23 protein-coding genes are annotated in these 20,053 nt (G+C 74.0%); 18 read left to right on the forward strand and 5 right to left on the reverse strand.

The window, feature by feature from the left end; all coding sequences use genetic code 11:
- Positions 1–120: 120 nt before the first annotated feature.
- From GPJ59_RS18785 to GPJ59_RS18810, 6 genes are all read left to right on the forward strand, one after another.
- Positions 121–492: a helix-turn-helix domain-containing protein gene (locus GPJ59_RS18785; protein WP_308120364.1), complete on the forward strand. Its 372-nt coding sequence runs from the start codon at positions 121–123 to the stop codon at positions 490–492.
- A gap of 162 nt (positions 493–654) precedes the next feature.
- Positions 655–1,218, forward strand: a complete 564-nt coding sequence (locus GPJ59_RS18790) for a TetR/AcrR family transcriptional regulator (protein WP_219668356.1) — start codon at positions 655–657, stop codon at positions 1,216–1,218.
- 60 nt (positions 1,219–1,278) lie between these two features.
- On the forward strand, positions 1,279–1,884 hold the full coding sequence (locus GPJ59_RS18795) for a DUF6461 domain-containing protein (RefSeq protein ID WP_308120365.1): 606 nt from the start codon (positions 1,279–1,281) through the stop codon (positions 1,882–1,884).
- A 348-nt stretch (positions 1,885–2,232) separates the two neighbouring features.
- Complete coding sequence (locus GPJ59_RS18800; RefSeq protein ID WP_219668357.1) at positions 2,233–3,456, forward strand: cytochrome P450; 1,224 nt, start codon at positions 2,233–2,235, stop codon at positions 3,454–3,456.
- A gap of 156 nt (positions 3,457–3,612) precedes the next feature.
- Positions 3,613–4,881, forward strand: coding sequence for a beta-ketoacyl-[acyl-carrier-protein] synthase family protein (locus GPJ59_RS18805; RefSeq protein ID WP_219668358.1), 1,269 nt, complete (start codon positions 3,613–3,615; stop codon positions 4,879–4,881).
- The gene (locus GPJ59_RS18810) at positions 4,878–5,795 is read left to right on the forward strand and encodes an MBL fold metallo-hydrolase (protein WP_219668359.1); all 918 of its coding nucleotides are present in this window, start codon (positions 4,878–4,880) and stop codon (positions 5,793–5,795) included. The genes GPJ59_RS18805 and GPJ59_RS18810 overlap by 4 nt, the downstream gene beginning before the upstream one ends.
- Positions 5,796–5,814: 19 nt before the next feature.
- Here the strand turns inward: GPJ59_RS18810 and GPJ59_RS18815 are convergent, their stop codons facing one another.
- The gene (locus GPJ59_RS18815) at positions 5,815–6,267 is read right to left on the reverse strand and encodes a nuclear transport factor 2 family protein (protein WP_219668360.1); all 453 of its coding nucleotides are present in this window, start codon (positions 6,265–6,267) and stop codon (positions 5,815–5,817) included.
- Between the two features lie 200 nt (positions 6,268–6,467).
- On the opposite strand from GPJ59_RS18815, the gene GPJ59_RS18820 reads away from it, so the two are divergent.
- The 8 genes from GPJ59_RS18820 (at position 6,468) to GPJ59_RS18855 (ending at position 14,402) form a co-directional block, all read left to right on the forward strand.
- Positions 6,468–7,364: an aromatase/cyclase gene (locus GPJ59_RS18820; RefSeq protein WP_308120367.1), complete on the forward strand. Its 897-nt coding sequence runs from the start codon at positions 6,468–6,470 to the stop codon at positions 7,362–7,364.
- 88 nt (positions 7,365–7,452) lie between these two features.
- On the forward strand, positions 7,453–7,695 hold the full coding sequence (locus GPJ59_RS18825; protein WP_219668361.1) for a helix-turn-helix domain-containing protein: 243 nt from the start codon (positions 7,453–7,455) through the stop codon (positions 7,693–7,695).
- Positions 7,696–7,841: 146 nt separating this feature from the next.
- The gene (locus GPJ59_RS18830) at positions 7,842–8,282 is read left to right on the forward strand and encodes a hypothetical protein (protein ID WP_219668362.1); all 441 of its coding nucleotides are present in this window, start codon (positions 7,842–7,844) and stop codon (positions 8,280–8,282) included.
- A complete protein-coding gene (locus tag GPJ59_RS18835) occupies positions 8,279–9,091 on the forward strand; it encodes a transcriptional regulator (protein WP_219668363.1) in 813 nt (270 codons plus the stop codon). Before GPJ59_RS18830 ends, GPJ59_RS18835 begins: the two co-directional genes overlap by 4 nt.
- A gap of 53 nt (positions 9,092–9,144) precedes the next feature.
- The gene (locus GPJ59_RS18840) at positions 9,145–9,573 is read left to right on the forward strand and encodes a roadblock/LC7 domain-containing protein (RefSeq protein WP_219668364.1); all 429 of its coding nucleotides are present in this window, start codon (positions 9,145–9,147) and stop codon (positions 9,571–9,573) included.
- 64 nt (positions 9,574–9,637) lie between these two features.
- Entirely contained in the window at positions 9,638–10,009 is a 372-nt protein-coding gene (locus GPJ59_RS18845; protein WP_219668365.1) for a hypothetical protein, read from the forward strand.
- Between the two features lie 157 nt (positions 10,010–10,166).
- On the forward strand, positions 10,167–13,775 hold the full coding sequence (locus GPJ59_RS18850; RefSeq protein WP_219668366.1) for a bifunctional glycosyltransferase/CDP-glycerol:glycerophosphate glycerophosphotransferase: 3,609 nt from the start codon (positions 10,167–10,169) through the stop codon (positions 13,773–13,775).
- Between the two features lie 144 nt (positions 13,776–13,919).
- The gene (locus GPJ59_RS18855) at positions 13,920–14,402 is read left to right on the forward strand and encodes a VOC family protein (RefSeq protein ID WP_219668367.1); all 483 of its coding nucleotides are present in this window, start codon (positions 13,920–13,922) and stop codon (positions 14,400–14,402) included.
- 171 nt (positions 14,403–14,573) lie between these two features.
- On the opposite strand, the gene GPJ59_RS18860 is transcribed toward GPJ59_RS18855, so the two are convergent.
- Positions 14,574–15,302: an SIR2 family NAD-dependent protein deacylase gene (locus tag GPJ59_RS18860; protein WP_219668368.1), complete on the reverse strand. Its 729-nt coding sequence runs from the start codon at positions 15,300–15,302 to the stop codon at positions 14,574–14,576.
- Between the two features lie 179 nt (positions 15,303–15,481).
- Here GPJ59_RS18860 and GPJ59_RS37585 point away from each other — a divergent pair, with 179 nt between their 5' ends.
- The 3 genes from GPJ59_RS37585 to GPJ59_RS18875 are packed head-to-tail and all read left to right on the forward strand — an operon-like array spanning position 15,482 to position 17,874.
- Positions 15,482–16,042: a hypothetical protein gene (locus GPJ59_RS37585; RefSeq protein WP_258024599.1), complete on the forward strand. Its 561-nt coding sequence runs from the start codon at positions 15,482–15,484 to the stop codon at positions 16,040–16,042.
- Between the two features lie 9 nt (positions 16,043–16,051).
- Complete coding sequence (locus GPJ59_RS18870; protein WP_219668369.1) at positions 16,052–16,978, forward strand: ATP-grasp domain-containing protein; 927 nt, start codon at positions 16,052–16,054, stop codon at positions 16,976–16,978.
- 53 nt (positions 16,979–17,031) lie between these two features.
- The gene (locus GPJ59_RS18875; protein WP_219668376.1) at positions 17,032–17,874 is read left to right on the forward strand and encodes a GNAT family N-acetyltransferase; all 843 of its coding nucleotides are present in this window, start codon (positions 17,032–17,034) and stop codon (positions 17,872–17,874) included.
- A 159-nt stretch (positions 17,875–18,033) separates the two neighbouring features.
- Here the strand turns inward: GPJ59_RS18875 and GPJ59_RS18880 are convergent, their stop codons facing one another.
- The 3 genes from GPJ59_RS18880 to GPJ59_RS18890 all read right to left on the reverse strand — a co-directional run bounded on the left by GPJ59_RS18880 (position 18,034) and on the right by GPJ59_RS18890 (position 19,633).
- Positions 18,034–18,435 carry an SSI family serine proteinase inhibitor gene (locus GPJ59_RS18880; RefSeq protein ID WP_258024600.1) on the reverse strand — a complete coding sequence of 134 codons (402 nt, stop codon included), beginning with the start codon at positions 18,433–18,435 and terminating at the stop codon, positions 18,034–18,036.
- A gap of 284 nt (positions 18,436–18,719) precedes the next feature.
- The gene (locus GPJ59_RS18885) at positions 18,720–19,187 is read right to left on the reverse strand and encodes a Crp/Fnr family transcriptional regulator (protein WP_219668371.1); all 468 of its coding nucleotides are present in this window, start codon (positions 19,185–19,187) and stop codon (positions 18,720–18,722) included.
- A gap of 140 nt (positions 19,188–19,327) precedes the next feature.
- The gene (locus GPJ59_RS18890; RefSeq protein WP_219668372.1) at positions 19,328–19,633 is read right to left on the reverse strand and encodes a hypothetical protein; all 306 of its coding nucleotides are present in this window, start codon (positions 19,631–19,633) and stop codon (positions 19,328–19,330) included.
- A gap of 235 nt (positions 19,634–19,868) precedes the next feature.
- On the opposite strand from GPJ59_RS18890, the gene GPJ59_RS18895 reads away from it, so the two are divergent.
- A partial coding sequence (locus GPJ59_RS18895) for a hypothetical protein (RefSeq protein ID WP_219668373.1) occupies positions 19,869–20,053 on the forward strand: 185 nt, incomplete at its 3' end.

Consider the following 20,053-nt stretch of genomic DNA (forward strand, 5'->3'; position numbering starts at 1 on the left):
TAGTCGCTAAAGATCTTTTGAAGTCAGGCGAGGAAAAAAGAAGTGATATGTCGTTTTTTGGATAGGAAAAGGGGAGAATAGGCAATCTCCCTGGGGCATGTGGGTGGGGAAATGTTAATAATGAAAAGGGCCTCGCGCCGGCCTGGGGGCGGTGCCCCGCCGCCCCCGCCCGGTCCGGCGGGCACCCTGGACGACGTACTGGCCCATCCCGACGTGGCCGCCTGGGCACGTCGGCAGCTGCGGCCGCTGACCGGGCCCGACGCCCCGCCCGGGGCCCGGCAGACGCTGGTCGCCTGGCTGCGGCACGAGGCCCAGCTGGGCCCGGCGGCTGCGGCGCTGGGGCTCTCGGTGCCCGGGGCGCGCAAGCGGATCGGCCGGATCGAGGTGGTGCTGGAGCGCTCGCTGCTGCAGTCCCCGAGCGCCCGGTACGACTTGTGGCTGGCCCTGCGGGCCGTGGGTGTCATACCGGCCGTACCGGCGGAGACCGGTTGACCATGCCTGGACGGGCCCTCGGCGGGGTGCCCCGCCCGCACACGGCCCGGTGCGAGCCGCCTCCCCTTGCAGCAGTGGAAGCACTTCACCTGCAGTACTCTGGCGGTGATCCCGGCCCGCCGACGCCCCTCCCTCAGGAGGCGCCCCTCCCCAGGAAGGCCCATGCGCCAGAACCCCGAGCGCCGCACCGCCCTGCTCGACGCCGCCATCGAGGTCCTCGCCCGCGAAGGCTCGCGCGGCCTGACCCTGCGCGCGGTGGACGCGGAGGCGGGCGTACCGACCGGCACCGCCTCGAACTACTTCCGCAACCGCGAGCAGCTGCTGGTGCAGATACTGCACCGCACCCGCGAGCGCCTCGTGCCGGACGAGGCCACGCTGACCGGCCCCTTCGACACCGCGGCCCTGCTGCGTGACCTGGTCGCCCGGATGCGGCGCGAGCGCAGCGTCCACATCGCGATGCTCGAACTGCGCCTGGAAGGCACCCGCCGCCCCGAGCTGCAGGCGGAACTGGCCGCCTTCCACGGCGCGGAACTGTCCGAGAACATCCGCTGGCACCAGGACGCCGGCCTGCCCGGGGACCGGCACGAGATCGTACTGCTGTACCTCGCCATGCTCGGCCTGATCGTCGACGACCTGACCACGCCCGCGGTGCTGGAGCCGTACTCCGTCGATGGCCTGATCGACGCGATGGTCGCACGTCTGCTTCCCGAACAGCCCGTGAACTGACCCCCACGGCCGTACCCGCGCCGTATCGTGCCGGAGTCGACCGGGACCGGGGGAGGGGCCGTGAGCACCGTGCACACAGGCATCCAGTGGCTGGCGGACTGGCCGCACTGGTACGCCGGACTGACCTTCGCGCGGGGCATAGGCCCCGACGAACTCGCCCTCCGGCTGGGCGCCGTACCGTCCCAGCGGCCCGGGCCGCTCGCCGGGCCGGACGCCTGGGACCTGGCCGGGGCGGTGCTCGACGGGGACGGGGTGGCCCGGGTCGGCGCGGTCGGCGCCTGGTCGTTCGCCGTGGAGCACGGCGTGCCGGCCGGTGCGGAGCTGCTGCCCGAGGTCTCGCGCGACGGCGTCGAGGCTGTCCACCTCGACCCCCAGCCCGACCACCCGCCCAAGCAGTTCGTCTACGCGCGCGACGGCGAGGTGGTGTGCTGCTTCGGCCTGGGCGAGGAGATCTGGCGCGGCGGCCACCACCCCGACTTCCTGCTGCCCGACCTGGTCGCGGCCCGCGTCCTGCGCCCGGACGGCACCGCCGCCCGCCCCGACACCGAGCCGCCCCCCGCCCGCGACCGCCGCACCCTGTCCGTCATCGAACGCCGCTTCGGCCTGTCCCTGCCCCGCCGCCTGGTGGAGGAGGCCCGGCTCCCGGCGTTCGTGACGGGGGCTTAGGGCCTGTCCGGCGGATCATGGCCGGGGCCGCGACGCTCCCCCAGCTACCGCTGGGTGGGGGTGCCCCCGGCCGGAGGCTGGGGGAGTGCCCCCAGGCACGGCACCTCGCCGCGTTGCCGAAACGCCCCAATAGCTCCGCTGTCGAGGCGCTCCGGCGCCTTGCGATGCACCGCACCAGACGCCGCGGCCTTTCCGACCCTGATCCGCCGGACAGGCCCTGGCGCCAGCTCCCCCCGGCCGGGTCGGGGCGGTCTTCCGGGGAGGCGGGGGATCGGGCAGCATGGCGCGGCGTACGCACCGGTACCCGGTCCGGCGCCGCCGGGCCCGAGCGCGATCGGGAGGCTTGTGGTGGCAGGGCACGACCAGGCGGAGCGGGACGCGTTCTACCGCGATCCGTACCCGCTCTACGCGCGCGCCCGGCAGGCCGAGGGGCTGACGTACGTCCCCGAGGCCGAGGCCTGGCTGGTCGCCCGGGACCGCGACGTACGCGAAGTGCTGCGGCGGGCCGGGGACTTCTCCTCGGTGAACGCCCTGCTCCCGGACGTGCCGCTGTCCGAGGAGGCGCTCGGCGTGCTCGCGGGCGGGTTCGCGCCGCGGCCCACGGTCGTCTCCAGCGACGGCGCCGCACACCGCCGGCACCGGGCCCCGCTCAACCACGGCCTGTCCGCCGCGCGCGTCGCGGACCTCGTCCCGTACGCCGAGAAGTGCGCGCACGAGCTGGTGGACGGCTTCGCCGCGGACGGCCGCGCCGAGCTCGTCGCCGCGTACGCCCGGCAGCTGCCCGGACAGGTCGTGGGGCGACTGCTCGGGCTGGACCCGGCGGACGTGCCCGCCGCCGTGCACGGCGGACACCGCGCCGAGCAGCTGCTCTTCCGCCCGCTGTCCCCCGCGGAGCAGGCGGCCGCCGCCCAGGACGTGGTCGCCCTCCAGCACCTGCTGGACCGCTACGCCCGCGACCGCCGCGCCGACCCCCGGGACGACCTGTGCTCCCACCTGGTGGCCGCCCTGGCCCCGGGGGTCGCGGAGCTGACCCTCGAACAGCGCCACGAACTCGTGGCGAACCTGCAGAACTTGCTGATCGCCGGGTTCCTCACGACGGGTGCGCTCATCGCCACCACGCTGCTGCACCTGCTCGCCGACCGGGAGCAGTGGCGGATGCTCTGCGCCGACCCGGCGCTGGTCCCGGCCGCGGTGGAGGAGGCCGCGCGCTTCGACACGGCCGTGCAGGCCTTCCGGCGCACCACGACCCGGCCGCTGACGCTCGCCGGGACGCACCTGCCCGCCGGCGCCACCCTCCTCGTGGCCTACGGATCGGCCAACCGCGACGAGCGGCGCCACCCGCGCGCCGCCGCGTTCGACGTCCGGCGCCCCGAGGACCGCCGCCACCTCGCGTTCGGGCACGGACCCCACGCCTGCCCCGGCTCCCACCTGGCCCGCGCCCAACTGCGCCTGACCCTCGACCTGTTCGTCCGCACGCTGCCCGACCTGAGGCTGGCGGGGGACCGGCCGCCGCCGCGGATGCGGCCCACCCTCATCGACCGCTCGCCGGAGACGCTGCACGTGGTCTGGTGAGCGCAACGACGGCTGACCGTCCGACGGCCGAGTGTCCGGCGGCCCACGGCGAGCTCGCCGGGCCACGGCTGCCGTCCGGGAGGCTCCAGCGTTCCTCCAGCGCCCTCGGCGACGCTCGGAGCGCAGCCGTGGCGGACAAGCGTGAGGAATCAGCCGATGAGACGGGTCGTGATCACCGGGATCGGGGTGGTGGCCCCCGGCGGGGTGGGCGTGAAGGAGTTCTGGACGCTGCTGACCGCCGGTCGGACCGCCACCCGCGCCATCACCCTCTTCGACGCCTCGGGCTACCGCTCGCGGATCGCCGCCGAAGCCGACTTCGACCCCGCCGCACACGGCATCGGCCCGGACGAGGCCGGCCGGCTGGACCGGGCCGCGCAGTTCGCCGTCGCCGCCGCCCGCGAGGCCCTCGCCGACAGCGGACTGGCGGGCGCGGACCCCGCACCGCACCGCACCGGCGTCACGCTCGGCAGCGCCGTCGGCTGCACCACCGGACTCGACTCCCAGTACCCGCTGGTCAGCGGCCTGGGCACCCGCTGGACCGTGGACCACCGGCAGGCCGCCGGCCACCTCTTCGACTACTTCGTCCCCAGCTCCATGGCGGGGGAGGTCGCCCGGACCGCCGGCGCCGAGGGCCCGGTGGCCCTGGTGTCCACCGGCTGCACCTCCGGCCTCGACTCCCTCGGGCACGCCGTCGAGCTCGTCCGCGAGGGCAGCGCCGACATCATGGTGGCCGGCGCCACCGAGGCGCCCATCTCCCCCATCACCGTGGCCTGCTTCGACGCGATCAAGGCCACCAGCCCGCGCAACGACGAACCCGCCACCGCCTCCCGCCCCTTCGACCGCACCCGCAACGGCTTCGTGCTCGGTGAGGGCTCTGCCGTCCTGGTCCTGGAGGAGCTGGAGCGGGCCCGGCGCCGCGGCGCGCACGTCTACGCCGAGATCGCCGGCTTCGCCTCGCGCAGCAACGCGTACCACATGACCGGGCTGAAGACCGACGGCGCCGAGATGGCCGCGGCGATCGGTGCCGCGCTCGACGAGGCCCGCGTCGGCGCGCACGCCGTCGACTACGTCAACGCCCACGGCTCGGGCACCAAGCAGAACGACAAGCACGAGACCACCGCCTTCAAGCGGAGCCTGGGCGAGCGGGCCCGGCAGGTGCCGGTCAGCTCGATCAAGTCGATGATCGGGCACTCGCTCGGCGCGATCGGCGCCCTGGAGGTCGCCGCCTGCGCCCTGGCGATCGAGCACAACACCGTGCCGCCCACGGCCAACCTGCACGAACCCGACCCCGACTGCGACCTCGACTACACCCCGCTGACCGCGCGCGAGCACCGCACGGACACCGTCCTGACGGTCGGCAGCGGCTTCGGCGGCTTCCAGAGCGCCATGGTCCTCACCCGCCCGTCCCTGGGCACGGCCGCGTGAGCGCGCCCGTACCCTGCGGCCGGCTGGTCGAGGTCGCCGACGGGGTGCACGCCCACCTCCAGCCGCACGGCGGCTGGTGCCTGAACAACGCCGGGCTCGTGGTCGGCGACGGCGGCGCCTGCACGCTGATCGACACCGCCGCCACCGAGAGCCGCGCCCGCCGGCTGCGCGAGCTGGTGCTGGAGCGCGCCGGGCGCCCCCCGCGCACCCTGGTCAACACCCACTTCCACGGGGACCACACCTTCGGCAACAGCCGCTTCCCGGAAGCCGTGGTCGTCGCCCACGAGAGCGCCCGCGCCGCGATGGTCGCCACCGGACTCCACCTGACCAGCCTGTGGCCCGACGTGTGCTGGGGCGAGCTGGAAGTGGCGCTGCCCGACCTGACCTTCACCGACACCCTCACCCTGTACACCGGCGGCACCAGGATCGAACTGCTGCACCTGGGGCCGGCGGCCCACACCACCAACGACACCGCGGTATGGCTGCCCGAGCAGCGGGTGCTGTTCACCGGCGACGTCGTGATGTCGGGCATCACCCCCTTCTGCCTGATGGGCTCGGTCGAGGGGTCCCTCGCCGCGCTGCGCCGGCTGCGGGCCCTCGACCCGCTGGTCGTCGTCCCCGGCCACGGACCGGTCGGCGGGCCCGAGCTGATCGACGCCGACGAGGGCTACTTCCGCTGGCTGCGCGGACTGGCCCGGGACGGCAGCGAGGCCGGGCTGGACCCCCTCGCCCTGGCCCGCGCGGTGGGGCCGGGGCCGTACGCCGGACTGCTGGACGCGGAGCGGCTCGTGCCGAACCTGCACCGCGCCTACGCCGAACTGCGCGGGGCCGGGCCGGGGGAGCCGCTGGACGTCCCGGCCCTGTTCCAGGAGATGACCGAGTACCACGGCGGCCTCCCCGCCTGCCACGCCTGACCGCCCGACCCGTTCGGCCCTACGGCAGGTCGTCCCGGGTGACCTGGCGGGCCCGGACCCGCAGCGCCCCGTCCGCGCCGCGCACCAGCACGTCCTCGCACACGCACACCCGGTGCACCCGGGACGCCCCGCCGGGCCGCGACGCGTAGACGATCGCGTACGAGCGCACCCCCACCGTCCCGTCCGCGCGCGGCCGTACGTCGGCCATCCCCATGAAGTGCCGGTGCCGCTCGCCCGTGGCGGCCAGCTCCGCCCGGGCGCGCCGTACCGAGGCCACGAGCCCCGCCCGGCCCCGTACCGGCTCCGCCAGCGTGGGTACGTCGAACACGGCGTCCTCGGTGAAGGTGAGCGACCAGTCCTCCGCCTCGCCGAGGTCGAGGCGCTGCATCTGGTACGCGTAGAACTGCTGGACCTCCGCGTGCAGCGCGGCGGACCACACGGCCCCCGGTACGACCGCGTCCGTCGTGGTCATGGCGGCTCTCCCTCCGTCGGATCCCGTCCGTCCTGCGCCAATCTCCCCGGGCCTGATCGTGCGCTCTTCGAAGACCCCTCAAGTCCGGCCCCAGTCCGGCGCGCGACGCTGGACGGGACGCCCGCGAGAACGCCCGCCCGCCCCGTGCGAGCACATCCGAGACATGCAGATGCGAGCACATCCGAGAAAGGTGAGCCGCCGTGCCCAGCCCGCCCATCGCGCCCGACGGACAGCTGCACCGTACGTCCCACCAGGTGGAGGCCGAAGCCCCGGCGGACATCGTCTACGGGCTGCTCGCGGACGCCGAGCGGTGGCCCCTGATCTTCCCGCCCACGGTCCACGTCCACCGCACGGACGGCCACGCCGGCCCGGGGAGTTCCGGCGGCGGGCGGGGGACCGAGCGGCTGGCGATCTGGGCCACGGCCAACGGCACCCTCAAGCACTGGACCTCCCGCCGCACCCTGGACCCCGTCGCGCGGCGCATCGACTTCCGCCAGGAGGTCCCGGCGCCGCCGCTGCGCTCGATGGGCGGCAGCTGGACCGTGCGGGAGCTCGGCCCGGCCCGCTGCCGCATCACCCTGCTGCACGACTTCTCCGTCGCCGGCGACCGGCCCGAGGACGTGGCCTGGGTGCTGCGGGCGACGGACACCAACAGCACCGCCGAACTCGGCCGCCTCGCGCGGCTCGCCGCCCGGCCCCGCCGCCTGGACGGGATGCTGTTCGCCTTCGCCGACTCGCTGCGGATCGAGGCCGAGGGCATCGGCGCCCGGGGCGTGGCGGGCGGCGGCCCGGCCCTGGACGGCTCCGACCACGCCCGGCTCTGGCCCGGCCGCGAGGCGGTGGCGGTCCGGCCGCCGGACTCCGGCCGGCTGGTGTTCAAGGTCCCGGAGCCGGACGTGCCGCTGGCCGTGCACACCGGGAGCTGGACGGCCGCCGCCGACGGGCCGGACGCCCTCACCGTGACCGTGCGCCAGCAGGTGGTGCTGCGCCCGGAGGCCGACGTACCGCGCATCCGCCAGCACGTACGGGAGGACCTGGGCCGCGGCGCCCGGGCGGCGCTCACCCGGTTCCGGGACGGACATGTGTTGATCTTGTGATCGGGTCCGAGCGAGTCGCCTGGGATTGCGGCCGGTGAGGGACTTTCATGGGTTTGCCGGGCGCCGGAACGGAGCAGGGGGACTCACCATGGACACCGATCGGACTCACAAGGACAGCGCGCCGACCTTGATCGGCTCCGTCCAGCGGGCCCTGCGCCTGCTGGAGGCGATGAACGCGGAGGGCGAGGTGACGGCGAAGCGGCTGTCCCGCGTCACCGGGATTCCGCTTCCGACCGTCTACCACCTGCTGCGCACGCTGACCCATGAGGGTTACGTGCTGCGCGAAGGGGGAGCCTTCCGTTTGTCTGATCATTTGCCACTCGCGTCGTGATTCCGGCCATGTTTGTGATCGCATTCGCGCATGTTCCTCTGGAAAATGCCGGAACACCCTTCCGGGCCATGGAAGTTCAGTAGGTTCACCCTGTCGCGCCGTAGGACCAGTGCACCACGCACACACGGCCGGGAGGGGAGTCCCGCGTGCCCGGGATCGACGAATGCCTGCTCGAAGCCATGGCCCTGCCGGGGGCGCGGGGGGCCGCGCTCGTGGACTGGAGCAGCGGACTGGCCCTGGGTACCGTCGGCGAGTCCCCGGTGGGCGACCACGAGACGACCGCGGCCGAGACCGCCGAGCTGGCCCGCGCCGCCGCCGAGTACGAGTCGTTCGCGACAAACCCCGCCGACCCCGCCGACCCCCCGGCCTCCGGCGCTGCCGGCGCCGATGCGTGGCGCGCCGCCTCCGGCCCGCCCGTCGAGGATCTGATCGTCACCACCCGGACGGGTTACCACGTGCTCCGGTTCGTCGCGACCGGCTTCGACAGCAGCGTCTTCCTGCACCTGTGGCTGGACCGCTCCGAGGGCAATCTCGCCCTGGCCCGGCTCAGACTCCGCGACCTGGCCGAACGGCTGGTGCTCAGATGACCTCCGCGTCGATCCCGGCCCAGGTCCCGCCCCCCGCCTCCTCGGCGAGCACGTCCGTCTCCCCGCTGCTCACCAGGCTCGCCGAGGAGCGGGCCACCGGCGCCCTGCTGCGCGACCGCGGCACCCTCTTCCTGGAGGACGGCCGGATCGTGCACGCCGAGAGCCCGGCCACGCCCGGGCTGGAGGTCCTGCTCACCGTCGGCGGGGGCCTGGCCCCGGAACGCTGGCGGGAGGCGGTGGACCGGGCCGGCGCCCGCCGCCAGGTGGCCCGCTTCCTGGTGGACAGCGGCAGCCTGGCCGGCGGCGAGCTGGAGATCTGCCACCTCGCGGCGATCTTCGACGCCGCCTTCTTCGCCCTCTCCCCGGGCAGCGGACCCTCCCGCTTCCGGCGCGGGGCCACCCACTGGATCGGCTCGGTCCGCTCGGTCCCCGCCGTGGCCGTCGAGCGCGAGACCCGGCGCCGCCGCGAACTGCTCGACGCCGTCTGGCCGTACCCGCGGCTGGACACCTCGCCCGTGGTGCCCCGGGAGGCGGCCCCCGGCCAGACCGTCACCCTCCGTCAGCGCTCCCTGCTCCGCCATGCGGACGGCGTGCGGACCCCCGGCCAGCTGGCCTGGGCGCTGGGCCGCCCGGCCTTCCACACGATGCTCGACGTACGGCGGCTCGCGGCCGCCGGCCTGGTCGACACACCGCACGAGCCGCCGCCGACGCGGGCCCCCGTGGTCCTGCCCGACTGGGTGACCCGACACCAGCCCCCGGACGTGGCGCTGCTCCGCCGGTTGCGCGATGCACTGGAGGCAAGCCTGTGAGGCTCCCGCTGCGACAGCTCACCGACCGCAGGCAGGCCGAGAGGAGGAGCGACATGGGTGGAACGGCTCTGGTGCCCGCCGGAGCGGAGGCCGAGATACTCGCCGAACTGCGGCGGCTGCGGGCCCGTGTCCCCCACCTCACCGGAGCGCTCGCCGCCAGCGTCGACGGCCTGGTCCTCGCCCAGGACAGCGCCGCCACCGAGGCCGAGTCCGTGGCGGCCCTCACCGCCGCCGCCCTCGGGGTGGCCCAGCGCCTGAGCGACAGCACGGGCCAGGGCGGCTTCCGCGAGCTCCTCGTCCGCGGCGAGCACGGCTACGTCGCCACCTACGCCGCCGGGAACGCGGCGGTGCTCACCCTGATCGCGCAGCCGCGCGTCAACATCGGCCGGCTGCACCTGGAGGCCCGGCGCTCCAGCCTGCGCATGGCCGAGCTCATCGACCACACCCTCGGTCGCCGCGGTGGTCCCGGCGACCGGCCTTGAACCCACCGCCGGCACGGACGCGAACCGTCGCCACGGTGCGTACCGTCATTCGAGAGGATTCCCCATGCCCAACGTCGAGACCGCCCTCAAGGAAGCCACCACCATCGACGGCGCCCTCGGTGCCGCCCTCGTCGACTACGCCAGCGGCATGGCCCTCGGCACCATCGGCGGCGGCAAGGACCTCGACCTCGCGGTCGCGGCGGCCGGCAACACGGACGTGGTGCGGGCGAAGGTCCGCACCATGGAGATGCTCGGCATCCAGGACGAGATCGAGGACATCCTGATCACGCTCGGTAGCCAGTACCACCTGATCCGGCTGCTGCGGGCCCGCGGCTCCCAGGGCTTCTTCCTCTACCTCGCCCTGGACAAGCAGCGCGCGAACCTCGCGATGGCCCGCCACCAGCTGAAGAAGATCGAGTCCGAGCTGGAGGTCTGACCCCCCGGATCCGCAGTACCGTTCGTCCCGACGGTCAGCGGCAGGGTGGCGGGCGGCTGAATTCTTTGCCGCCCGCCTCGGCGACCTGCACCGTTTGTCCGAAATAGGCGGATTTTATCATTCCGTTACAGAGTAAGATGCTGTAATTAGCTGATCATTGACTGAGAAATCCCTGCTGGAGAATCCCTCACCCATGCCCCCGCGCCTGAGCATCGTCGTCCCTGTCTACAACGTCGAGCTCTATCTCGACGAGTGCCTGGAATCCATCGCCGCGCAGACGTTCGACGACTTCGAGGTCGTCATGGTGGACGACGGCTCCACGGACACCAGCGCCGACATCGCCAAGAAGTTCGCCGCGCGGGACAACCGGTTCCGGCTCGTCCAGCAGAAGAACGCCGGCCTCGGCGCCGCCCGCAACACGGGCGCCCGGCACATCTCCGAAGGCAGCGAGTACCTCGCGTTCTTCGACAGCGACGACACCGCGCCGCCCAACGCCTACCAGCTGATGGTGGACACCCTCGACGCCACGGGCTCCGACTTCGTCGGCGGCAACGTGCTGCGCTTCCGCTCGGTCGGCATGAACCAGTCCTGGGGCCACCGCGCGCCGTTCGCCAAGACCCGGCTGAAGACCCACATCTCGAAGTTCGCGCCGCTGGTCACCGACCGCACCGCGTGGAACAAGGTCTACCGCCGCACCTTCTGGGACGAGCACGGCTTCCAGTACCCCGAGGGCATCCTCTACGAGGACGCACCCGTCAGCATCCCCGCGCACTACTTCGCCACCAGCGTCGACATCCTCAGCGACGTCGTCTACCACTGGCGCGTGCGCGAGACCGGCGAGCGCTCCATCACCCAGCGCTCCACCGACCCGGTCTCCCTGATCGACCGCGTCACCTCCGTCCGCCAGGTCCGCGAGGCGCTCCAGGCCAAGCAGGGCCCGGAGTACGTCCGCTACCTGCGCGACTACGACCACAACGTGCTCAGCGAAGAGCTCCCGCTCATCTACAAGTACGTACCGGAAGGCGGCCCCGAGTTCCGCGCCGCCTTCGTCGAGCACGTCGGCGGCCTGGTCCGCGAGATCGGCGAAGGCCCCTGGAGCGACCTCACCGTCGCCGACCGCCTCAAGGCCTACCTCGCCCGCGAAGGCCGCGTCGACGACTTCATCGCCCTGCTCCAGCACCAGGAGGACTACTCCTGGAGCGTGCCGGTCAAGGGCCTGGCCCGCCCGCAGGCGGACTACCCCTTCCTCCAGGGCCGCCCGCCGGTCCCCGCCAAGCTCCTCACCCTCGGCAACCGCGAGCTGCGCGTCGTCAGCCGCGTCGAGCAGGCGGCCTGGGCCGGCGGCAAGCTGCTGCTGCGTGGCTACGCCCTGCCCGGCCACCTCGGTGCCGAGAGCCGCCTCGGCTCGCGCAAGATGCTCGTCTTCCGCGAGAAGGGCAAGCGGCGCCGCTCCGTCGTCACCGCCCGGACGGTCGCCTCGCCGATGGCCACGGTCAACGCCCCGCACCTCGCGCTGCGCCACGCCGACTGGGCCGGCTTCACCGCCGTCGTCGACCCGTCGATCTTCCAGCAGGGCGGCAAGTGGCACGAGGGCGTGTGGACCACGTCCATCGCCGTCACCGGCGCCGGCGGCCTGCACCGCGCCCGCCTCAAGGGCGGCGACCACGACAGCGGCCTGACCCCGCCCGCCCACTGGGTGGCCCCGGACGTCCGCGTCGTACCCGTCGTCGCGCCCACCCTCACCGTCAAGGTGGAGATCGTCCGCGCCCGCGCCCTGGACGTCACCACCGACGGCGACAGCATCACCGTCACCGGTGAACTCGCCGAGCAGCCGGGCACCGGCGCGGTCCTGCGCGCCGAGCACCAGACCACCGCCGCCGAGCTGACCTTCCCGCTGGAGACCGGCGCCGCCGCCGGCGGCCGGGTCCCCTTCACCGTCCGGATCCCCGTCGCCGACCTGGCCGCCGTGCCCGACACCGAGGTCAAGGCCGGCGAGTGGGCCCCCGAGCCGTGGAACCTCACCGTGGTCCGCGCCGACGGCACCGCCCACGAGCTCGCCCACGACGAGCGCGGCGGCTTCACCGGCCTGGTCGTCCCGGTCCCCGGCGACACCACCGGCCGCACCCTCTTCGCCAAGCGCACCAACACCGGCCAGCTGTGCCTGTCCATGCAGCCGTCGCCGCCGCTGGTGGACACCGTCACCGCCAAGGACGGCGTCCTGACCCTCCAGGGCACCTTCCACGCGCCGACCGACGAGCCGTACGAGTTCGTCCTGCACAACTGGCACGGCGAGGAGTTCAGCTACCCCGCCACCCGTGACGGCGACCGCTTCGAGGCCTCCTTCGAGCCGATGCTGCCCGAGTCGTTCGCCGGCCGGACCTCGCTGCCGCACGGCCGCTGGTGGCCGACGCTGCGCCCGGTCAGCCAGGCCGGCACCACCGCGGGCCTGCTCGGCGTCGACCGCGGCGCCCCGGTCCAGCTGGTCGCGCCGGCGCTCGGCACCGGCCCGGTCGGACTCACCGTCGCCGGCCGCCGGATGCGCGTCGAGGCCCGCTTCTTCGACCGCATGGCCCTGGTCACCGACCAGCTGCTCAGCCCGCACGACCGCTCCCGCTACGCCCAGCGCGTCGCGCGCGACGTGACCTACCCGGCCCAGCGCAAGCTGCCGGTCAAGGACATCGCCGTCTACGACACCTTCCAGGGCAACGGCGCCGGCGACTCGCCGCGCGCCGTCCACGAGGAGCTGGTGCGCCGCGGCGAGAAGCTGGAGCACATCTGGCTGGTCCGCGACGGACGCTCCGAGGTCCCGCCGACCGCCCGCGCCGTCCAGTACGGCAGCCTGGAGGCCTGGGACGTCCTGGCCCGCGCCAAGTACTACGTCACCAACGACAGCGTCCCGCGCAACTTCGAGCGCCGCGAGGGCCAGACGGTCGTCCAGACGTGGCACGGCACGCCGCTCAAGCAGATCGGCCACGACTTCATCCACGACTACTACACCAGCCCGGAGATCCTGACCGCGCTGGAGCACGACAGCGCCCAGTGGTCGCTGCTGGTCTCCCCGTCCAGCTTCGCCACCCCGGTGCTCAAGCGGGCCCTCGGCTACCAGGGCGAGGTCATGGAGGTCGGCAGCCCGCGCACCGACGTGCTGCTCAAGCAGGACGACGAGCAGGTCGCCGAGCGGATCGCCGAGGTCCGCCGCCGGCTCGGCCTGCCCGAGGGCAAGAAGGTCGTGCTGTACGCCCCGACCTGGCGGGAGAACCGCGAGGGCTGGAGCGGCGGCTACAAGCTGGACCTCCAGATCGACCTCGAGGCCGCGCGGCGCGAGCTCGGCGAGGACCACGTCCTGCTGATCCGCGGCCACTACCGGGTGAACGAGCAGGTCCGCGACAGCGTCCGCGACGGCTTCGTGGTGGACGTCACCCGCTGGGCCGACACCACCGACCTGCTCCTCGTGGCCGACGTCCTCGTCACGGACTACTCCTCCGTGATGTGCGACTTCGCCCTCACCGGCAAGCCGATCCTGCTCTTCACGTACGACCTGGCGCACTACCGCGACACGCTGCGCGGCTTCACCTGCGACCTGGAGGCGAAGGCGCCCGGCCCGCTGCTGCACGACTCGGCCGCCCTCGTCGAGGCCATGAAGAACGCGGACGCGATCGGCGCGGAGTACGCCGAGGCGCGCGCCGCCTTCCGCGCGGAGTTCGCCGACCTCGACAACGGCACCGCCGCGGCGAAGGTCGTCGACCGGATGCTCGGGGTGAAGTGACCGCGAGCGGTCGGAACTGCCCCTGACGGGTGATCCATGGACAGGTCCCGGGCCCACCGATGAATGTCGGGCCCGGGACCGGTCTGTATGGGGGAGAAGCGCGCATCCCGCGCCCACCCGCCCACTCACTCACCCGGAGGCACCATGACCGGCAAGGGATTCACCACCTGCCTGTGGTTCGACGGCAACGCGGAGGAAGCCGCCGCGTACTACGTGTCCGTGTTCAAGGACGGCAGGATCGGCCGCACCGCGCGGTACACCGAGGCCGGCCCCGGCCCGGCCGGCTCGGTGATGGTGGTCGAGTTCGAGATCAACGGCCAGAAGTTCGTGGCCCTCAACGGCGGCCCGGCGTTCACCTTCAACGAGGCCGTCTCGTTCCAGATCCCCTGCGCCGACCAGGCGGAGGCCGACCACTACTGGGACGTACTGATCGGGGACGGCGGCGAGGGCGGCCCCTGCGGCTGGCTCAAGGACAGGTTCGGGCTGTCCTGGCAGGTCTTCCCGGCCGAGGCGATCGACCTGGTCGGCGACCCGGACCCGGAGCGGGCCGCCCGCGCCACCAGGGCGATGATGACCATGAAGCGGATCGACGTGGCGGAGATGCGCAAGGCAGCCGAGGGCGGCTGACCGGCGGACAGCGGACGGCGGACGGCGGACTACGGACCGGCGGACTACGGACCGGCGGGCGGCTGACTGACGGACGGCGGACCGGTTCGACAGCGGACTGGCGGACGGTTGACCGGCGGACAGCGCAGGGCGGGACGACCCGGCGTCGGCCGGGCCCGCCCGCCCCGGCGGCTACTGCGCCGCGATCCGCTCCAGCAGCTTCGGCAGCGCCGTCCCGATCGGCTCGCGGATCACCTCGGCGGCCAGCGGGTCGTACGGGGTCTCCTCGGCGTTCACGATGATCAGCCGGGCCCCGTGCTCGGCCGCCATGCCGGCCAGCGAGGCGGCGGGCTGCACCTGGAGCGTCGAACCGACGGCGATGAAGATCTGGCAGCCCTTGGCCACGGCCACGGCCTGCGCCAGCACCTCCGGGTCGAGCCGCTCGCCGAACATCACCGTGGCGGCCTTCAGGATGCCGCCGCAGTCGAGGCAGGCCGGATCCGGCTCCCCGGCGGCCACCCGTTCGAGGGCGTCCGCCATCGGTGTCCGGACGTGGCACCGGGTGCAGACCACGCCCCGCGCGGTGCCGTGCAGTTCGAACACCTTGCGGGCGGGCACGCCCGCGAGCTGGTGCAGCCCGTCCACGTTCTGCGTGATGACCCGGACCGGCGTCCCGCCGCGCTCCAGCGCGGCCACCGCCCGGTGCGCGGCATTGGGTTCCGCGGCGAGCGCCCCGATCTCGGCACGCATCAGCCAGGACCGGCGCCGGATCTCCGGATCCGCCATGTAGTACTCGTAGGTGACGAGCTTCTCCGCGTCCGGCTCCCGGCGCCACAGACCCTGCGGGCCCCGGTAGTCGGGGATTCCGGAGTCGGTCGACATTCCGGCCCCGGTGAACACGGCGACGAGCGGCTTTCCCATGCGGCGACCCTACGCGGGCCCCGCCGGCTGCGGCGAGCGGATTAACAGCCCGCCCGGTGCGACCGGCGGACCCGCCCGAGGCACGAGGCGTCGGCGTCGCGGTGAACCCCGCCCCCCACAGGGGTGAGATCCGCGCGTCACCTCCTGGGCGGGAACGGGGCAGCGGTTACACCCGAGGTATGAGGATCCCCCGGTACGGCCTCGCCGCCCTGCTCCTGCCCCTGCTCGTCCTGCCCGCCCCGGCGCCCGCCGCCGCGGACGGCCCGCCCGCCGCCGACGCCCCGCCGGCGCAGGGCGTTCCACCGGCGCGCGGGTTCCCGCCGGCACACGGTGTCCCACCAGCGCACGGTGTTCCCCGGGTCCCCGGTGTCCCGCATTTCCCCTTCACCCACAAACGGCACAGCTCCGCCGAGATCAGCCGCTTCCTGGTCGGCTTCTACGGCCACCACGGCCCGAACGCGCACCACCGCGAGCACCGCGTCTCGCAGCAGCTCAAGGACAAGCAGCAGGGCATCCCCGACATGGACGTCCTGCTCTGCGCCCGGAACGCCCCGCGCGACATCACCGTTGGGGAGGTCACGGTCGCGCAGTCGGCGGGCGTCGGCTGGGCCAACGTCACCACGCACTGGGACGGCGCCGAGATCGACACGCTCACCGCCTACGTACGGCTCGACTCCCGGCCGATCGAGCTGGACGACGTGATCTGCGGCGGCCCCGCCACCCCGCGCAGCGCCACGTAGGGTGGCGGCATGTCCGCCGCCGCCACCCTCCTCCACTGCTGCGACCCGCTCGACGAGCGGCGCGTCGACGCGCACTTCGCCGCCGAGGCGCAGGCGGCGCGGGCGTGCGGTGCCACCGTCGTGCGGCTCGACCACGACGCCCTGCTGGGCGGCGACACCGAGCGGGCGGTCGCCCGGGTACCCGTCGGCGCGGGACCCCTCTGGTACCGCGGCTGGATGGTCCCCGCCGAGCGGTACGCCGCCCTCGACGAGGCGTTGCGGGCCCGCGGCGGCTCGCTCGCCGTCACCCCGGACGAGTACCGCCGGGCGCACGAACTGCCCGGCTGGTACGCCGCCTTCGCCCACCTCACCCCCGCCGGAGCCTGGCTGCCGGCCGCGCCGGGGCAGCCCCCGACCGCCGACGGGCTGACGGCCCTCGCCCGGCGGCTGCCGGCCGGACCCGGCATCGTCAAGGACTACGTCAAGTCCCGCAAGCACGAGTGGGACGAGGCCTGCTTCATACCGGACCTCGCCGATGCGACGGCCCTGCGGCGGGTGGTCGGCAGGTTCGTGGAGCTCCAGGGCGACGCCCTCGCGGGCGGGGTGGTGCTGCGCGCGTTCGAGCGGTTCGTCACGCCGCCCGACGGGGCGGCCGCCGAGGTCCGCATCTGGTGGTCCGGCGGCGAACCCCGGCTGCTCACCGCCCATCCGGACAGCCCCACCGGCCGCCTCCCCGCCGCCGAGGCCCTCGCGAGCGGCCTCGGGCCGGTGCGGGACGCCGTACGGGAGCTCGGCTGCCGCTTCGTCACCACGGACCTCGCGCTGCGCGAGGACGGCGTCTGGCGGGTGGTCGAGGTGGGCGACGGACAGGTCAGCGATCTCCACAAGGACGTCGATCTCCCCGTCTTCGCAGGCCTGCTGACGGATCTTCGGCATCTGGTACAACTGGCCCGGTGACGGCACAGACGGGATCGACGGGCTTCGAGATCACCGGCGCGAGCGGCGCCGACATGGACCGGCTGCGGGCCTGGGCCGACGACGAGGGCTGGAACCCGGGCGACACCGACCGCTTCGCGTTCGCCGTGGCCGACCCCGAGGGCTTCCTCGTCGGCCGGGTCGACGGCGAGCCGGCCGCGTGCATCTCCGCCGTGCGGTACGGAACCGGATTCGGCTTCATCGGCTTCTACATCGCCCGCCCGGAGTTCCGCGGCCAGGGCTACGGCATCCAGCTCTGGCGGGCGGGCATGGCGCGCCTCGACGGCCGCCTGGTCGGCCTGGACGGGGTGGTGGAGCAGCAGGACAACTACCGCAGGTCCGGCTTCCGCCACGCCTGGAACAACGCCCGCTACGAAGGCGTGCCGCACGGGGTGCCGGAAGGCGCCGGCACCGGGCCCGCCGCCGGCGGCGACCCGGGCCGCGGTGTCGAACTCGTCGACGCCGCCGCACTGCCCTTCGGCGCGCTCGCCGCGTACGACCGGCGGTTCTTCCCCGAGCCGCGGGACGCCTTCCTCGCCGCCTGGCTGGGCATGCCCGGCAGGACGGCGGTCGCGGCGGTCCGCGACGGGCGGATCGAGGGCCTGGGCGTGGTCCGCCCGAGCAGCGCGGCGGCCCGTGTCGGCCCGCTGTACGCGGCGTCCCCGCAGGTGGCGGCCGCACTGCTGCGGCGGCTCGCGGCGCATGTGCCCGGTGGGGCGGTCGCCGTCGACGTGCCCGACGCCAACCCGGCCGCCGGCGCCCTGATGGCGGAGCTGGGCCTGGTCCCCACCTTCGAGACCGCCCGTATGTACACCGGCCCGGCCCCGCGGCTCGACCTGGCGGCCCTGTACGGGGTGACCAGCCTGGAACTGGGCTGACGGCCCGCGCCGGACGGTGTCCGGCCCGGCGGGCGGGGGCGGCGGCAACCCCCGCGGGCGGACGGGACGTTCGGGTCGGAAGCAGACCAGAAGCGGATCGGACGCGGATCGGAGGCGGAAAGGGGATTGGGAGCGGATCAGAGGGGGATCGGGAGCGGATCAGAAGGCGAACAGCACTCCGCTGCCCCGGCGCAGGGCGCACCGGTTGGCGAAGGTGTGCTCGTAGTCGATGCGCCGGCCCTCCCACACCCCGACCGCGGTGACCGTCATCGGGTCCCACTCCTTCGAGCAGGGGCCGGTGACGGGCGGCGTGGTGATCGAGTCGAACTCCGCTCCCGCCCGCCGCAGTTCGGCGCAGGCGGCGCGCGGCGCCGGGTGGGTGCCGCCCCGGCCCGGCGCGCAGACCAGCGTCACCGCGCGCAGCACCGTGCCCTCGTCGGCGTCCGGGCCGGCCGTGACGGCGAGCACGAGCGCGGACGGCGCGTAGAGGCTCTCCTGGCCGGCGGTCGCGGCGTCCGCCACCCCGGTACCGGCCAGCGCGGTCAGCGCCGTGAGCCCCATGGCAGCGGAAGCCAGCCCCAAACACCGTGTGATGGACCGCATTGCGAACACTCCCCTGAGTCGTGGTGTCGGATAGCGGACAGGAGTCTTGCGGACTCCCGCCCGGAACGCCCGTACGTACCGCGAATTCCCGTCACCAAACGTGACCGTACGAGTGCAGGCTGCACCCGGGTGGGGATGGTTGACCTGTGGGGGAGCCTTCCGCCGAATCGGCCTGGACCGGACGCCCGGACGCCCGGACGCCCGCTGTGTCCGCGGTGTCCGGGTGTCCGGGACGGGTGGCTTTACGGGAGGCTGCCCGAGGCGCTGCGCGGGGCGTAGAGGTCCATCAGGCGTACGCGTGTCGAGTGCAGCCGGTGCGCCAGTACCCGACCCACCCAGTGGCCGAACGCCGAGCCGAAGGCCGGGTTTGCGTCCATGACCATCCGGATGGCCTCCGCGTCGAACTCGTACGCCCGGACGGGTGTCATCGCCTCCGCGCTGAGCTGCCAGACGTAGGGCGGGAAGAGCCAGGACCAGCCCACGAGCTCCCCGGGGCCGAGGTCCTCGACCGGGGCGGGCCGGCGGCCGGGCATCGGGACCTGCAGGGTCACCGCGCCGGACCGGACGATCCAGAACGCCGTGGCCGGGCGGCCCTCCTCGAAGATCCGCGTGCCCTCGGGGAAATTGACCTCCCGTGCGTGGGCCATGAGGATCCTGCGGTGGTCGGCGGACAGGACGGCGGCGATCCGGATGGGGGAAGGTGTGCTCACGACGGCCTCCGATCACGAAGCCCCCCGCTACCTCCCCAGTGTGGCTGCGGCCTGGCCGGTCGGTCACCCCGGCGGGCCGTAATTCCCCGCACGATCGTGCGCCCGCCGCCCGCCGCCCGCCGCCCGCCGCCCGCAGCGGCTCACTCCTCGCCGGCGTCCGCCTCCAGACAGGCCAGCTCCATCGTGTCCAGGACCGCCTCGTGGCTGCGCCCGCTCAGCTCGGCGACGTTCTCGATCTGCGCGGTCGCCCAGGACGCCAGGGTCATGACCAGGACCCGCAGCCCGTCGGTGCCGTGCTCGGCCAGGATCTCGTCGGCGGCGAGGATCGCCCCCTCCGGCACCCGCTCCGGCGGCTCCAGCCCGACCAGGTCGCGCAGCAGGGCCAGGGTGCGCCGGGAGATCTCCGGAGTCATCGCCGCCAGCCGTATGTCCTCGTCCCGGTCCATCCGCCCGCCCTCCCGCGTCTGCCCGTGGCCGCGGCCGTACGGCCCCGCCTGCACGCACGGTAGAGGGCCGCGGGGGCCTCGCGGGGCGGTTTTGCCCGATGCCTTCCACGAGGCCTTCCACGAAGCCTTCCACGAGCCCTTCCACGGGCGGCGACCGGCCGGTAACTTCTGCCTGTCCCCACCCGCCACGGCCGCCGGCGCCACCGCTGCCGGGCCGAACCCCGACAGGTGTCCGATGAATCGCCTCTTAGGCGCTGCCCGTACCGCTCTCCTCGCGGCGTTCCTGCTGACGCTCGCCACCGCCGCCCCGGCAGCGGCCGGCCCCGCCGCCCCGGCCGTCGACACCCGCGCGGCCGGCCCCGCCCCGTCCCCCGCCGCCGATGCGGCCGCAGCCCCGTGGACCCCGCCGCTGTCCACCCG

It is taken from the genome of Streptomyces bambusae (assembly GCF_019400985.1).
GTDB lineage: Bacteria > Actinomycetota > Actinomycetes > Streptomycetales > Streptomycetaceae > Streptomyces > Streptomyces bambusae_A.

Excerpts from the sequence above, each read along its gene's own strand:
- GPJ59_RS18875 (WP_219668376.1), top strand. The coding sequence starts at position 17,032 with ATGGACCGGCTGCGGGCCTGGGCCGACGACGAGGGCTGGAACCCGGGC.
- GPJ59_RS18835 (WP_219668363.1), top strand. The coding sequence starts at position 8,279 with ATGACCTCCGCGTCGATCCCGGCCCAGGTCCCGCCCCCCGCCTCCTCG.
- GPJ59_RS18890 (WP_219668372.1), bottom strand. The coding sequence starts at position 19,633 with ATGGACCGGGACGAGGACATACGGCTGGCGGCGATGACTCCGGAGATC.
- GPJ59_RS18815 (WP_219668360.1), bottom strand. The coding sequence starts at position 6,267 with ATGACCACGACGGACGCGGTCGTACCGGGGGCCGTGTGGTCCGCCGCG.
- GPJ59_RS18870 (WP_219668369.1), top strand. The coding sequence starts at position 16,052 with ATGTCCGCCGCCGCCACCCTCCTCCACTGCTGCGACCCGCTCGACGAG.
- GPJ59_RS18840 (WP_219668364.1), top strand. The coding sequence starts at position 9,145 with ATGGGTGGAACGGCTCTGGTGCCCGCCGGAGCGGAGGCCGAGATACTC.
- GPJ59_RS18855 (WP_219668367.1), top strand. The coding sequence starts at position 13,920 with ATGACCGGCAAGGGATTCACCACCTGCCTGTGGTTCGACGGCAACGCG.
- GPJ59_RS18790 (WP_219668356.1), top strand. The coding sequence starts at position 655 with ATGCGCCAGAACCCCGAGCGCCGCACCGCCCTGCTCGACGCCGCCATC.
- GPJ59_RS18785 (WP_308120364.1), top strand. The coding sequence starts at position 121 with ATGAAAAGGGCCTCGCGCCGGCCTGGGGGCGGTGCCCCGCCGCCCCCG.
- GPJ59_RS18845 (WP_219668365.1), top strand. The coding sequence starts at position 9,638 with ATGCCCAACGTCGAGACCGCCCTCAAGGAAGCCACCACCATCGACGGC.
- GPJ59_RS18880 (WP_258024600.1), bottom strand. The coding sequence starts at position 18,435 with ATGGGGCTCACGGCGCTGACCGCGCTGGCCGGTACCGGGGTGGCGGAC.
- GPJ59_RS37585 (WP_258024599.1), top strand. The coding sequence starts at position 15,482 with ATGAGGATCCCCCGGTACGGCCTCGCCGCCCTGCTCCTGCCCCTGCTC.
- GPJ59_RS18825 (WP_219668361.1), top strand. The coding sequence starts at position 7,453 with ATGGACACCGATCGGACTCACAAGGACAGCGCGCCGACCTTGATCGGC.
- GPJ59_RS18805 (WP_219668358.1), top strand. The coding sequence starts at position 3,613 with ATGAGACGGGTCGTGATCACCGGGATCGGGGTGGTGGCCCCCGGCGGG.
- GPJ59_RS18860 (WP_219668368.1), bottom strand. The coding sequence starts at position 15,302 with ATGGGAAAGCCGCTCGTCGCCGTGTTCACCGGGGCCGGAATGTCGACC.